Origin of the sequence: Cryobacterium sp. 10I1 (assembly GCF_035019805.1) — a bacterium.
GTDB lineage: Bacteria > Actinomycetota > Actinomycetes > Actinomycetales > Microbacteriaceae > Cryobacterium > Cryobacterium glucosi.
Genome location: NZ_JASJVF010000062.1, coordinates 1 through 14,916 on the forward strand (window position 1 = coordinate 1; position 14,916 = coordinate 14,916).

The window sequence follows — 14,916 nt, forward strand, 5'->3', positions numbered from 1 at the left end:
GCCGTTCCGGCGACGATCGAGTCGCCGACGTGCAGCGTTCCCGACTGGATGAGCACGGTTGCGACCGCGCCGCCGTTTAGGGCACGCGACCGTTTAGGGTAAGTTGACCGAGGCGAGCTCCCACGCTTCCCCGCTACGAAAGGTAATACCCAGGTGTCTTTTCTGCTGAGCATTCCGAGCCCAGGCCCCGAGTGGAGTTCTTTCAACCTCGGTATGTTCCCGATCCACGCGTACGCGCTGTGCATCCTGGCCGGCATCATCGCGGCGACGGTCATGACGAGCAGGCGCCTCAGCAATCGCGGCGGCGAGCCGGGCGTCGTGCTCGACATCATCCTCTGGGCCGTTCCGCTCGGCATCGTCGGCGCCCGGGCGTACCACGTGCTCACCCACCCTGCCGACTACTTCTACGCCGGTGCGAACCCCTGGGAGGTCTTCGCGATCTGGCACGGCGGAAACGCCATCTTCGGTGCGCTCATCGGCGGGGCCGTCGGAGCATACATCGGCTGCCGGATCTCCGGCGTGAAATTCTGGTCCTTCGCGGATGCCCTCGCCCCCGGAATGCTCATCGCGCAGGCGATGGGACGCCTCGGCAACTGGTTCAACACCGAACTGTTCGGCCTGCCGACGACCCTGCCCTGGGGCCTCGAGGTGCCGTCGACCAACCCGGCCTTCCCCGTCGGGCTCCCGGCCGGCACCCTGTTCCACCCGACCTTCCTCTACGAGATGATCTGGAACACGATCGGCGTGATCGTCATCCTCCTCATCGAACGCCGGATCACGCTCCGCTGGGGCCGCGCCTTCGGTGTGTACCTGGTCTGGTACGGCCTCGGCCGCACGTTCTTCGAATCGATCCGCATCGACCCGAGCGAGATCTTCTTCGGAATCCGCACCAACGTCTGGGCAGCGATCATCGCCGTGGTCCTCGGCATCATCCTCATCGTGGTGCAGGGCCGCAGGCACCCCGGACTCGAAGTCAGCGTCTATCGCCCAGGTCGGGAATGGAAGCGCCCCGTCCCTGAGGTAGAATCTGAAGAGTTTGATACGGATTTCGAGGACCACGGTGATGAGGCCGTCGAACCCGCCGCATCGGGCGACGTTGCAGCCACAAGCACCAGCAACCCGCGCCTCCAGGCCTGAGACCGTACACCCGGCTCCCGCCTCCCTCCCGGTACGACGGGTCGGCGCGCAACTGTACGCAGATGATCTCCACCCCCGCGGGCCAGCGTCGTCCCCACTTGCCAGCTATCTCTGAGGACGGTCCCATGCCGCAGTCACCCCTCTTTTCCCGCTTCAGCACCGTTCCCCAGCCCCAGGGGCTGTACAACCCTGCCGACGAGCGGGACGCCTGCGGGCTCGCCATGGTCGCGACACTCCGCGGAACCGCCGGGCACGACATCATCACGATCGCACTCGACGCCCTCCGGAACCTCGAACACCGCGGCGCGGTTGGGTCAGACGCCGGAACCGGCGACGGCGCAGGCATCATCACGCAGATCCCGCACGACTTCCTGAGCCAGGTCGTCGAATTCGAGCTCCCCGCCGCCGGGCGGTACGCCGTCGGCAACGTGTTCCTCCCGACAGACCCGACCGAACGCAGCGCCGTCAAGCGCCAGATCGGCCGGATCGCCCAGGAGGAGTGCCTCGAGATCCTCGGCTGGCGCGAAGTCCCCGTGCGCCCCGACGAGGTCGGAAACCTGGCCAGGGCGGCCATGCCCGCGATCCAGCAGCTCTTCGTCCAGAGTTCGCGCACGGAGGACGACGGTGAACGCGTCGCGGACATCGCGCTCGACCGCCAGACCGTCCGGCTGCGGAAGCGCGCGGAGCGGGAACTCGAGACGTACTTCGCGTCGCTCTCCTGCCGCACCCTGGTCTACAAGGGCATGGTCACGACCCTCCAGCTCGAACCCTTCTACCCGGACCTCTCCGACCCGCGCTTCGTCTCGAAGCTCGCCCTCGTGCACTCCCGGTACTCGACCAACACCTTCCCGTCGTGGCCGCTCGCGCAGCCGTTCCGGATGATCGCGCACAACGGTGAGATCAACACCGTGCAGGGCAACCGCAACTGGATGCGCGCGCGCCAGTCCCAGCTCGAATCCTCCCTGCTCGGAGACCTCGCCCCGCTGCTGCCGATCGTCACCCCCGGCGGCAGCGACTCCGCGTCCTTCGACGAGGTCGTCGAGCTCCTGAGCCTCTCCGGCCGCTCCCTGCCGCACGCCGTCATGATGATGGTCCCTGAGGCCTGGGAGAACCAGACCGCGCTCGACGAGGAACGACGCGCGTTCTACGAGTACCACTCGATGCTGATGGAGCCGTGGGACGGTCCCGCGGCGATCGTCTTCACCGACGGTTCCCTCGTCGGCGCCACGCTCGACCGCAACGGGCTCCGCCCCGGCCGGTACCTGATCACCGACGACGGCCTCGTCGTGCTCGCGAGCGAGATCGGCGTGCTCGACATCGACCCCGCCCGCGTGGTCCGCAAGGGCCGGCTCCGCCCCGGCAAGATGTTCCTCGTCGACACCGTCGCGGGCCGGCTGATCGAGGACGACGAGATCAAGGCAGAACTCGCCGCGATGGAACCGTGGGGGGACTGGCTCGACGCCGGCCGGATCAACCTCAAGGACCTCCCTGAGCGCGAGCACATCGTGCACCCGCCGGCATCCGTCGTGCGCCGCCAGCGCACCTTCGGCTACACCGAAGAAGAAGTGCGCATCCTGCTCGCCCCGATGGCCCGCACCGGCGGGGAACCCCTCGGCGCCATGGGCAGCGACACGCCGATCGCCGTTCTGAGCGACCGGCCCCGGCTCATCTTCGACTACTTCACCCAGCAGTTCGCCCAGGTGACAAACCCGCCCCTCGACTCGATCCGGGAGGAGGTCGTGACCTCCCTCAAGCTCGGACTCGGGCCGGAGCGGAACCTCCTGTCCGTCGGACCGGAGCATGCGCGCCAGGTGGTCCTGGACTTCCCGGTCATCGACAACGACGAACTCGCCAAGATCCAGCACATCGACCCCGCCCCCGGCAGCCGGACGACCTCGACCATCCGGGGCCTGTACCGTTTCGACGATGGCCCGGACGCCCTGGCCAACCGCATCGACGCGATGTGCCTCGAAGTCGACGACGCCATCGAGGCCGGAGCCCGTTTCATCGTGCTCTCCGACCGCGATTCCAACAAGGATCTCGCGCCGATCCCGTCGCTCCTGATGATCGCCGCCGTGCATCACCACCTGATCCGCACGGAGAACCGGATGAAGGTCGGCATTGTCGTCGAGGCCGGTGACGTGCGCGAGGTGCACCACGTCGCGCTCCTGATCGGCTATGGCGCCTCAGCGGTCAACCCGTACCTCGCGATGGAAACCTGCGAGGACCTGGTCCGCAGCGGGTACATCACGAACGTCTCACCCGAGAAGGCCGTGCGCAACGTCATCAAGGCCCTGGGCAAGGGCGTGCTCAAGATCATGTCCAAGATGGGCATCTCGACGGTGTCGTCCTATGCGGGAGCCCAGACCTTCGAGGCCGTCGGCCTGAGCCAGGACTTTGTCGCCCAGTACTTCACCGGGACGACGAGCAAGCTCGGCGGCATCGGCATCGATGTCATCGCCGCGGAAAACGAAGCACGCCACGCCTCGGCCTACCCGGAAGATGCAGCGGTCACGGCGCACGAACGCCTCAGCACCGGCGGCGAGTACCAGTGGCGCCGCGACGGCTCCCCGCACCTGTTCAACCCGGAGACGATCTTCCGGCTCCAGCACGCGACCAGGACCGGCCGTTACGACATCTTCCGCGAGTACACCAAACTCGTCGACGACCAGGCCGAGAGCCTCATGACGCTCCGCGGCATGTTCACCTTCGACACGCACAAGCGGCACCCCGTACCCCTCGACGAGGTCGAATCGGTCGCGTCGATCGTCACGCGCTTCGCGACCGGTGCGATGAGCTACGGCTCGATCTCCCCGGAGGCCCACGAAACCCTTGCGATCGCCATGAACCGGATCGGCGGCAAGTCGAACACCGGGGAGGGCGGCGAGGACCTCGACCGGCTGATCGACCCGCAGCGCCGCAGCGCCGTCAAGCAGGTCGCCTCCGGACGGTTCGGGGTGACGAGCATGTACCTGTCGCACGCCGACGACATCCAGATCAAACTCGCCCAGGGAGCCAAGCCCGGTGAGGGCGGCCAGCTGCCGCCGACCAAGGTGTATCCCTGGATCGCGCGCACCCGGCACGCCACGGCGGGCGTCGGTCTGATCTCACCGCCGCCGCACCACGACATCTACTCGATCGAAGACCTCAAGCAGCTCATCTTCGACCTCAAACGGGCGAACCCGGATGCTCGCATCCACACGAAGCTCGTCAGCCAGTCCGGCATCGGCGCTGTCGCTGCCGGCGTCGCCAAGGCGTTGTCGGACGTGATCCTGGTCTCCGGCCATGACGGCGGCACCGGGGCGAGCCCGCTCAACTCGCTCAAGCACGCGGGGACGCCCTGGGAACTCGGACTCGCTGAAACCCAGCAGACCCTGATGCTCAATGGCCTGCGTGACCGCGTCGTCCTGCAGGTCGACGGCCAGCTCAAGACCGGCAGGGACGTCATCATCGGCGCGCTGCTCGGAGCGGAGGAGTTCGGCTTCGCGACCGCGCCCCTGATCGTCGAGGGTTGCGTCATGATGCGGGTCTGTCACCTCGACACCTGCCCTGTCGGCGTCGCCACCCAGAACCCCGAGCTGCGGAAGCGCTTCACGGGCAAGGCAGACCATGTCGTGAACTTCTTCGAGTTCATCGCCCAGGAGGTGCGCGAGTATCTCGCGGAGCTCGGCTTCCGCAGCCTCCAGGAGGCCGTCGGCCACCACGAGATCCTCGACGTCGACGGCGCACTCGAACACTGGAAGGCAGCGGGCCTCGACCTCGCGCCGATCCTCGACGGACCTGACTTCCCGGATTCCGAGCCGAGACAGTTCGGTCGACCCCAGGAACACGAACTCGACAAACACTTCGACAACGAGCTCATCAGGCGCGCGGGAAGCGTGCTCGAGCACGGCGGCCGGGTCGAGATCGCCCTGCCGATCCGCAACACCGAACGGGCCGTCGGCACGATGCTCGGCCACGAGGTGACGATCCGGCACGGCGAGAACGGCCTTCCGGCCGGCTCGATCGACGTGACGCTGACCGGTTCGGCGGGACAGTCGTTCGGGGCCTTCCTGCCGGGCGGGATCACCCTCAGGCTGGAAGGCGACTCGAACGACTACGTCGGAAAGGGCCTCTCCGGCGGTCAGATCGTGGTCCGCCCCGACCGTTCGAGCATCTTCTCCGCCGAGGAGAACGTCATTGCCGGCAACGTGATCGGCTACGGCGCCACCCAGGGCAGCATGTTCATCCGCGGCATCGTCGGCGAACGGTTCCTGGTGCGCAACTCCGGAGCGACCGCGGTCGTCGAAGGCGTCGGGGACCACGCCCTCGAATACATGACGGGCGGGCTCGCCCTGATCCTCGGCCAGACCGGCCGCAATCTCGGTGCGGGCATGAGCGGCGGCACCGCATACGTCTACGGACTCCGCACGGAGGACGTCAACAGCCAGGCGCTCGAGTCCGGGGAGCTCACTCTTCTCCCGCTCGGAAGCGCCGACAGGGAGATCGTCAGCGATCTCCTCGAACAACACCGGGACCAGACGGATTCCGTGCTCGCCGCGGCTCTCCTGTCGGATCTCGAAACAACCATGTCCACATTCGTCAAGGTTCTGCCGCGGGACTACGCCGCCGTCCTGGCGACCAGGCAGAACGCCGTCGCCGAGGGTCTCGACCCCGACGGCGACGTCGTCTGGAACCGCATCCTGGAGGTTACCAATGGCTGATCCGAAGGGATTCCTCACGACGAAGGCGCGCGAACTGCCGCCGCGTCGCCCGGTGTCCGTGCGCCTGATGGACTGGAAAGAGGTCTACGAACAGGGAGACACCGCCGTTCTCAAACGGCAGGCCGGCCGCTGCATGGACTGCGGCGTTCCCTTCTGCCACCAGGGCTGCCCGCTCGGCAACCTGATTCCGGAGTGGAACGATCTCACCTGGCGGGAGGAAGGCAGGCAGGCCATCGAGCGCCTGCACTCCACGAACAACTTCCCTGAGTTCACCGGACGGCTCTGCCCGGCCCCGTGCGAGTCTGCGTGCGTCCTCGCGATCAGCCAGCCAGCCGTGACGATCAAGCAGGTCGAGGTCTCGATCATCGACCAGGCCTTCTCCAACGGCTGGGTGCAGCCGCAGCCGCCGGGGCGCCTGACCGGCAAGACGGTCGCCGTCGTCGGATCGGGGCCCGCCGGTCTCGCCGCGGCCCAGCAGCTCACCCGCGCAGGTCACACGGTCGCCGTGTTCGAACGCGACGACAGGATCGGCGGCCTGCTCCGCTACGGCATCCCCGACTTCAAGATGGAGAAGAAGCACCTCGACCTGCGCCTTGCGCAGATGACGGCGGAGGGAACCCGGTTCCGCGCCGGCGTGAACATCGGCGTCGACATCACCTGGGACGACCTCAGAGCCAGGTACGACGCCGTGGTCGTCGCGACCGGTGCGCTCGTACCCCGCGACCTGCCCGTCCCCGGCCGCGACCTCCCCGGCGTGCACTTCGCGATGGAATACCTCGTGCAGCAGAACCGCACGGGCGCTGGGGACACGGTCGACAGCCAGATCACCGCAGAGGGCAAGCATGTTGTCGTCCTCGGTGGTGGCGACACCGGCGCCGACTGCATCGGCACGGCGCACCGCCAGCTCGCGGCATCCGTCACGAACCTCGCGATCGGCAGGCAGCCCGGCACAGAACGGCCCGAACACCAGCCGTGGCCGATGTCCGCGACCCTGTTCGAGGTCTCGAGCGCCCACGAAGAGGGCGGCACCCGCGAATACCTCGCCTCGACGATCGAGTTCCTCTCCAACGAGGCCGGCGAGGTGCGCGCCATCCGCGTCGCTGAAACCGAGTACCTCGATGGCCGGCGCGTGCCCAAGGCGGGTACGGAACGTGAAATCCCCGCGGACCTCGTACTCCTCGCACTCGGATTCACCGGCCCGGAATCGGCGGAGCTCACCAGCCAGCTGCACGTGCCGCTCGATGGGCGGAGTAATGTCGTTCGAGACGGTAACTACCAAACCAGCCGTGAGGGCGTGTTCGTCGCCGGCGATGCCGGTCGCGGACAGTCCCTCATCGTCTGGGCGATCGCTGAAGGTCGTGCTGCTGCAGCCGCCGTCGATCGATTCCTCGAAGGTGAGACACAACTACCTGCTCCGGTCAAACCGACCGACCATGCCTTCGCCATCTAACGGTCCCTGTGAAGTGAGCGATTAGCCGGAGGACGCCACCAAGCGGCCTCCAGAACCACAGAACAAGAATGCGCCTACCCGGCGCGGAAAACGGAGCACTTTCAGAATGAGACGCGCCAAAATTGTCGCTACCCTCGGGCCGGCAGCCGCCAGTTACGATCAAATTCGAGCCCTGATCGACGCGGGTGTCGATGTCTGCCGGATGAACCTGAGCCATGGTGACTACACCGTGCACGAGGCCGTCTACGCGAACATCCGCAAGGCAGCGAATGATTCCGGTCGTGCGGTCGCCGTCCTGGTCGACCTGCAGGGCCCGAAGATCCGGCTCGGCAAGTTCGAGGGCGGCCCTTATGAACTGGCCGTCGGCGACATCTTTAAGATCACCACGGACGATGTCCTCGGCACGAGGGAACTCTCCGGCACGACGTACAAGGGCCTGCCCAACGACGTCAAGCCCGGCGACTTCCTGCTGATCGACGACGGCAAGGTCAAGGTCGAGGTCGTCGCGACAAACGGCATCGTCGTCACGACGCGCGTCATCGTCGCCGGCCCGGTCTCGAACAACAAGGGCATCAACCTGCCCGGTGTTGCCGTCAACGTTCCCGCACTGTCCGAGAAGGACGAAGCAGACCTGCGCTGGGGCCTCCGCCTCGGCACCGACCTGATCGCCCTCTCCTTCGTGCGCGACGCGGCAGACATCACCCGCGTGCACGAGATCATGGCAGAGGAGGGCCGCAAGGTCCCCGTCATCGCCAAGATCGAGAAGCCGCAGGCCGTCGAGCACCTCGAAGAGATCATCGACGCCTTCGACTCGATCATGGTCGCCCGTGGCGACCTCGGCGTCGAGCTCCCGCTCGAAGCCGTGCCGATCGTGCAGAAGCACGCCGTCGAGCTCGCCCGCCGGATGGCCAAGCCGGTCATCGTCGCGACGCAGATGCTCGAATCGATGATCCACAGCCCGGTCCCGACGCGTGCGGAAACGTCCGACGTCGCGAACGCCGTTCTCGACGGCGCGGACGCGGTCATGCTCAGCGGCGAGACAAGTGTCGGCGAATACCCCGTCGTCACGGTTCAGACCATGGCGCGGATCGTCGCATCCACCGAAGACCACGGCCTGGAGCGCATCGCGCCGCTCACGAACAAGCCGCGCACCCAGGGCGGGGCGATCACCCTCGCCGCGATCGAGGTCGCGGAATTCGTCGACGCGAAGTTCCTCTGCATCTTCACCGAATCCGGAGACTCCGCCCGCCGGATGTCCCGCCTGCGGTCGAAGATCCCGATGCTCGCCTTCACGCCTGAGCCCGGCATCCGCCGCCGCCTCGCGCTCACCTGGGGCGTGCAGACGTACCTCGTGGACCGGGTCACGCACACCGACTCCATGTTCGGCCAGGTCGACGACATCCTGCTCGGCCAGGGCCTGGCCCAGCTCGGTGACAAGGTCGTCGTCATCAGCGGTTCCCCTCCCGGAATCGCCGGCTCGACGAACGACATCCGGGTGCACCGCATCGGCGACGCCCACAACGAGGTTGCTCCGGCATACGTCAAGCAGTAGTCCCGTTGGAAGGAAAGCCCCGTCGACCGTTTCGGTCGGCGGGGCTTTTCTAGTGTCCGGACGGGATCAGTCCGTCGTGCCCAGGAACGCGATGGCCGCGTCGCGGAAGGCGCGGGAGGTCGGGGCGTTGAAGTGGTTGCGGCCGGGGATCTCGAAGAACGATCCGGCAGGCGTGGCCTCCGCGAGGGCCCGCGAAGCCTCGAGGATTCGATCCTCGCTCCCGGTCGCGAACAGGAGCGGCTGGGACGGCGCGTTGTCTGGTCCGGGCTGGGGACCGCCGCGCATGCCCTCGACGAGCGCGACGAGCGCGTCGAGATCGTTGCCCGGCAACGCCTTGGCCATGGTGAGGTACGCGCCAGTGAGCCGGTCGCCCACCTCGGTGCCGTGTTCGATGTGCGCGCGGGCATCGGCGACCTGGAACCGCGTGAGCGGGTCACCGTCCGGAATGCCGCCGAGTACCGCGCGGGTCACGCGCCCCTCGAGCTCCCTCGCCGCCTGCCAGCCGACCCGTGCGCCCAGGGAGTAGCCCGCGTAGGCGACCTCGTCGAGCAGGTAGGCGTCGAGGACCTGTTGCACGTCGGCGACGAGCGTGTCCATCGTGTACGCGGAGGGGGAGTGCGGCTTGTCGCTCAGGCCGTGGCCACGCTGGTCGATCGCGATCACGTGGAAGCCCGCGCGCAGGAGGTCCCTCGTCCAGCCGGTGGCGTGCCAGTTCGCGACGGCGCTCGACGCGAAGCCGTGCACGGCGAGCACGGTCGGGTCCGACGGATCACCGAATTCGTAGGTCGCGAGGTTGACCCCGTCCGCGGAGTAGACGAAGCGGTGGGCGGGCGCTGTTCGAGTGTTCATCGTCCACTATTTGACCACGCCGGCGGCCGGGGCGAGCGCTGCGGGGAGCGGCCAGGTCTCTGGCCCGGGCCGCTACTGTAGACGGGTGAGTGAACTGACAGTGAGATCCGATGCCGTGCAGCACCCCGAATTCGCGGATGCCGTGCGCCCGGCCCGGTCGCAGGCCCTGCTCGACACGATGAAGGAACGGGTCGTCATCGCCGACGGCGCCATGGGGACGATGCTGCAGGAGCACAACCCCACCCTCGACGACTACCAGCAGCTCGAGGGCTGCAACGAGATCCTGAACGTGAGTCGTCCCGACATGATCGAGGCGATCCACGGCGCGTACCTCGACACCGGCATCGACGCCGTCGAGAGCAACACCTTCGGAGCCAACTGGTCGAACCTCTCCGACTACGACATCGAGGACCGCATCGAGGAACTCGCGAGGCTCGGAGCGGCGATCGCCAGGAAGAGCGTCGAGGACTACGAGTCCAGGGACGGCCGGGTGCGCTGGGTGCTCGGTTCGATGGGTCCGGGCACCAAGCTCCCGAGCCTCGGCCACACCACATACGCCCACCTCAAGGCGACCTTCGCCGAGCAGGCCGTCGGTCTCATTCGCGGCGGTGCCGACGCCTTCCTGATCGAGACCTCCCAGGACCTGCTCCAGACCAAGTCCGCGGTGAACGGCTGCAAGCAGGCCATCGCGGAGACCGGCATCCGCCTGCCGATCTTCGTCGAGGTGACCGTGGAGACCACAGGCACCATGTTGATGGGGAGTGAGATCGGGGCGGCGCTCACGGCGCTCGAACCCCTCGGCATCGACGCGATCGGCCTGAACTGCGCCACCGGTCCGACAGAGATGAGCGAACACCTGCGCCATCTCGCGCGCTACTCGCACGTTCCGGTGATGTGCATGCCGAACGCCGGCCTGCCGATGCTGACGGCGACGGGGGCGAGCTACCCGCTCACGCCGGACCAGCTCGCGACGGCGCACGAACAGTTCGTCAAGGAGTTCGGGCTGGGCCTCGTCGGCGGATGCTGCGGGACGACTCCCGCGCACATGCGCGCGGTCGTCGACCGCTTGCGCGGCGCCACCGTCAGTGCACGCACGATCGAAGAGGACTCCGGCGTGGCGAGCCTCTACCAGCACGTCAGCTTCGACCAGGACAGTGCCTTCCTCGCGATCGGGGAGCGCACGAACGCCAACGGCTCCCGGGCATTCCGCGACGCCATGCTCGAGGAACGCTGGGACGACTGCGTCGACATCGCCCGCGCCCAGGTCCGCGACGGCGCCCACCTGCTCGACGTCTGCATCGACTACGTCGGGCGGGACGGCGTCGCCGACATCCGCCAGGTCATCTCCCGGCTCGCGAGCGCTTCGACCCTGCCGCTCGTCGTCGACTCCACAGAGCCTGCGGTGCTGCAGGCGGGCATGGAACTCATCGGCGGACGCCCGGTCGTGAACTCGGTCAACTTCGAGGACGGCGAGGGACCCGGCAGTCGCTTCGGCCGGATCATGCCGCTCGTCAAGGAACACGGAGCCGCCGTGATCGCCCTCACCATCGACGAGGAGGGCCAGGCCCGCACCGCAGAGCACAAGGTGCGCATCGCGACCAGGCTCGTCGAGACCCTCGTGAACGACTGGGGGATGCGGGTCGAAGACATCATCGTCGACGCCCTGACCTTCCCGATCGCCACGGGCCAGGAGGAAACCCGCAGGGACGGGATCGAGACGATCGAGGCGATCCGGCAGATCAAGGCGAAGTATCCCGGCATCCACACCACGCTCGGCGTCTCGAATGTGTCCTTCGGGCTGAACCCGGCGGCCAGGTCGGTGCTCAACTCGGTGTTCCTGCACGAGGCGACAGCGGCCGGGCTCGACTCCGCCATCGTCAACTCGGCCAAGATCGTTCCGCTCGCCTCGGTGCCGGACGACCGCCGTACGGTGGCGCTCGACCTGGTCTGGGATCGCCGCGAGTACGACGTCGACGGCAACCTGACCTACGACCCACTGGCCGCGCTCCTCGACCTGTTCGCCGGTGTCGACTCCGCCGCACTGAAGGACGAGCGCGCGGCCGAGCTCGCGGCCCTGCCGGTCGGCGAGCGCCTCGAGCGACGCATCATCGACGGAGAGGCCAAGGGGCTCGAGGCCGACCTCGACCTCGCCCGCGCCGGAGGGATGAGCGCCCTCGACATCGTCAACGTGCACCTGCTCGCCGGCATGCAGATCGTCGGCGCCCGGTTCGGCAGCGGAGAGATGCAGCTGCCGTTCGTGCTGCAGTCCGCCGAGGTGATGAAGGCCGCTGTCGCGCTCCTCGAGCCGCACATGGAGAAGTCGGAGGCAGCGGGCAAGGGCACGATGGTCCTCGCGACCGTGCGCGGCGACGTGCACGACATCGGCAAGAACCTCGTCGACATCATCCTGACCAACAACGGTTACGACGTCGTGAACATCGGGATCAAGAAGACGATCAACGAGATCATCGCGGCCGCGGAGGAGCACAACGCCGACGTGATCGGAATGAGCGGCCTGCTGGTCAAGTCCACGGTCGTGATGAAGGAGAACCTGCTCGAACTGAACAACCGGGGGCTCGCGAAGAAGTGGCCCGTGATCCTCGGCGGCGCGGCCCTCACCCGCGCCTACGTCGAGGAAGACCTCGCCGGACTGTTCGAGGGGCAGGTCCGGTACGCCAGGGACGCCTTCGAGGGCCTGAAGCTGATGGAGCCGCTCGTGGCCATCGCCCGCGGCGCAGACCCGGCATCCGTCGGCCTGCCACCGCTGAAACAACGCATTCACAAGCGCAGCCTGCTCACCGTCACCGAGCCGGACGCCATGCCGGTGCGCAGCGACGTGGCCGCAGACAACCCGGTGCCCGTTCCGCCGTTCTGGGGGACCAGGATCGTCAAGGGCGTCGCCCTCGCCGAATACTCGGCGTTCCTCGACGAGAGGGCCACCTTCATGGGCCAGTGGGGCCTCAAACCCAGCCGCGCGGAAGACGGTGCCAGCTACCAGGAACTCGTCGACACCGAGGGCAGGCCGCGGCTGCGGTACTGGCTCGACCGGATCCTCGCGGAGGGCATGCTCGACGCCTCCGTCGCGTACGGCTACTTCCCCGCATACAGCGAGGGCAATGACCTCGTGGTGTTGCACCACGGCGACGACCCGGACGGGCGCCTCGGCACGCCGGGCCTGCTCGCGCCCGACGGCGGTTCCGCCGGAGCGGTCGGCACCGAACGGTTGCGATTCTCCTTCCCGCGCCAGAGACGGGACCGGCACCTGTGCCTGGCCGACTTCGTCCGTCCGCGCGAGTCCGGGCAGGTCGACGTCGTCGCCCTCCAGCTCGTCACGGCCGGCGCCAACGTCGACAGCGTGACCGCGAAGCTCTTCGCTGCGAACAAGTACCGCGATTACCTGGAGCTGAACGGTCTCACCATGCAGCTGACCGAGTCCCTCGCCGAGTACTGGCACGCTCGCGTGCGCTCAGAGCTCGGTCTCGGCGCCGAGGACCCGGCCGACGTGGCCGGCATGTTCAAGCTCGAATACCGCGGCGCCCGTTTCTCACTCGGCTATCCGGCCTGCCCCGAGATGGAGGACCGCCGCAAGGTCGTCGAACTGCTCAGGCCCGAGCGGATGGGTGTCGTGCTGTCCGAGGAGCTGCAGCTTCATCCGGAGCAGTCGACGGATGCGTTCGTGTTCCATCACCCGGAAGCGAAGTACTTCTCGGTCTAACGTCGCCCGGCGATGGCGCGCTCCTGGCGGCGGGCAGTTTCGCCCGGCGCAGGGCGGCGAGGGCCGCCGGGCCGACCAGGAAGATGCCGAGCACCGTCGTGACGGCGCGAACGGTGTCCCAGGTCAGCGTCGACGTGACGAGCGAGTAGAGGCCGAAGGAGGCCAGGTTCGTGCCCAGGGACGCTCCGGGGGAATAGGAGATGCCGGTCCCCGTTCCAACGGCGAACGGCCAGAACCACAGGTTCATCACGAGCCCGAACAGGTAGGACGCGACGACGCCGTACCCGGCCAGGAGCGCGATCTCGAGGCGTGCCCGGGCACGCGGGCCGAGTCGCCCGTCGGCGCGCACGCGCGGCAGCAGCGCTGCGCCGGCGCCGACCCAGCCGCAGGCGAACATCTGGAACGGGGTCCACGGCCCGAACCCGCCCCAGAGTACCGAAGACACGGCGATGGTCAGCAGCCCGAGCAGCAGCCCGAACCGGGCACCGTAGACCCGTCCGGCCAGGATCAGCAGGATGAACACGGCCTCGACACCGCCGACGCCCGTGCCCGCGATCCGGACAGCAGCTCCCACTGCCGCGAGCACCCCGAGCAGGGCCACCGTCTTCGCGGTGTACATCTCGCGGTCCACCACGAGGGCGAGCGCGACGATCACGGCGGGCACGAGGGCGAAAGCGACGAACGGAACAGCGCCCTGCGCGTCCCGGGGAACGGCGGTCGCGAACAGCGGCCAGCCGAAACCCGCGGCGGCGAGCAGGCTGCCACACCACAACACCGCGGATGTCCACCGCCCGCTGCGGCGCTTCACGGCGTCACCGGCTTGTCACGGCCCGGAGTACCGACAGCTGAGGCTGCGCCCGACGCCCCGGCGCCGATGTACAGCTCTGCACTCAGGCACCCGGCCTCGAGGTGCAGGGTCCGGATGGCGAAAGACCGGGTGAAGTCGTGGTCGTGCGTCGCGAACAGCACCGCGGATTCCCGGCTGGACGCGCGTTCCAGCGCCGTGCCCACGAGCGAACGGGCTGCGGCGTCGAGGCCTCGGGTCGGCTCATCGACGAGCAGCAGGGCAGGGGTGTCCGCGAGCTGGATCGCGATCGCGAGGCAGAGCCGCTGGCCCGCAGACAGGTCCCGCGGGTGACGCTCGAGGAGGGGAGCTGCTGCGGCGGAGTCGTGCCCCAGAAGCCGCGCGAACGTCCCGGCTGTGGAACCCGGTGCGAGGCCCGCGCGTGGTCCCGCTCGTCGCCGCGTCGACCGGTCACTGCGGCGGCATTCGTCCGCGACCGTCGTAGCGAAGAACAGGTCGTCGAAATTCTCCGGAACGAGCGCGACCGCCCGGCGCCGGTTCCTCCTGTGCATGTCCGAAACATCCTGCCCGGCGACGATCACGGTGCCACGGGTCGACGGCAGCGCGAGCGCATTCAGGAGGCTGCTCTTGCCCGCGCCGTTCCGGCCCTCGAGGGCGACGATCTCGCCGGCTGCCAGCTCGAGTGACACCGCGTCGACGACGGTC

8 protein-coding genes are annotated in these 14,916 nt (G+C 68.0%); 5 read left to right on the forward strand and 3 right to left on the reverse strand.

Features of this window, described 5'->3' with window-relative positions:
* The first annotated feature begins 153 nt into the window (after nt 1–153).
* The 4 genes from lgt to pyk all read left to right on the forward strand — a co-directional run bounded on the left by lgt (nt 154) and on the right by pyk (nt 8,842).
* Entirely contained in the window at nt 154–1,137 is a 984-nt protein-coding gene (gene lgt, locus QN345_RS07940) for a prolipoprotein diacylglyceryl transferase (protein WP_416173107.1), read from the forward strand.
* A 125-nt stretch (nt 1,138–1,262) separates the two neighbouring features.
* Nucleotides 1,263–5,840 (forward strand): glutamate synthase large subunit, encoded by a 4,578-nt coding sequence (gltB, locus tag QN345_RS07945; protein WP_134561150.1) that lies wholly within the window; start codon nt 1,263–1,265, stop codon nt 5,838–5,840.
* Nucleotides 5,833–7,290 carry a glutamate synthase subunit beta gene (locus QN345_RS07950; protein ID WP_323508553.1) on the forward strand — a complete coding sequence of 486 codons (1,458 nt, stop codon included), beginning with the start codon at nt 5,833–5,835 and terminating at the stop codon, nt 7,288–7,290. Before gltB ends, QN345_RS07950 begins: the two co-directional genes overlap by 8 nt.
* A gap of 106 nt (nt 7,291–7,396) precedes the next feature.
* Nucleotides 7,397–8,842, forward strand: a complete 1,446-nt coding sequence (pyk, locus tag QN345_RS07955) for a pyruvate kinase (RefSeq protein ID WP_134448728.1) — start codon at nt 7,397–7,399, stop codon at nt 8,840–8,842.
* 66 nt (nt 8,843–8,908) lie between these two features.
* Here the strand turns inward: pyk and QN345_RS07960 are convergent, their stop codons facing one another.
* Nucleotides 8,909–9,691 (reverse strand): alpha/beta fold hydrolase, encoded by a 783-nt coding sequence (locus QN345_RS07960; RefSeq protein WP_322189717.1) that lies wholly within the window; start codon nt 9,689–9,691, stop codon nt 8,909–8,911.
* Nucleotides 9,692–9,869: 178 nt separating this feature from the next.
* Between QN345_RS07960 and metH the strand changes: the two genes are divergently transcribed.
* On the forward strand, nt 9,870–13,406 hold the full coding sequence (gene metH / locus QN345_RS07965; protein WP_322189839.1) for a methionine synthase: 3,537 nt from the start codon (nt 9,870–9,872) through the stop codon (nt 13,404–13,406).
* Here metH and QN345_RS07970 read toward each other — a convergent pair.
* Together QN345_RS07970 and QN345_RS07975 are read right to left on the reverse strand one after the other, a co-directional pair.
* Entirely contained in the window at nt 13,294–14,214 is a 921-nt protein-coding gene (locus QN345_RS07970; RefSeq protein WP_322189716.1) for an ECF transporter S component, read from the reverse strand. The genes metH and QN345_RS07970 overlap by 113 nt on opposite strands.
* On the reverse strand, nt 14,211–14,916 hold a 706-nt coding region (locus QN345_RS07975), incomplete at its 5' end, for an ABC transporter ATP-binding protein (RefSeq protein ID WP_323508554.1). The genes QN345_RS07970 and QN345_RS07975, both read right to left, overlap by 4 nt.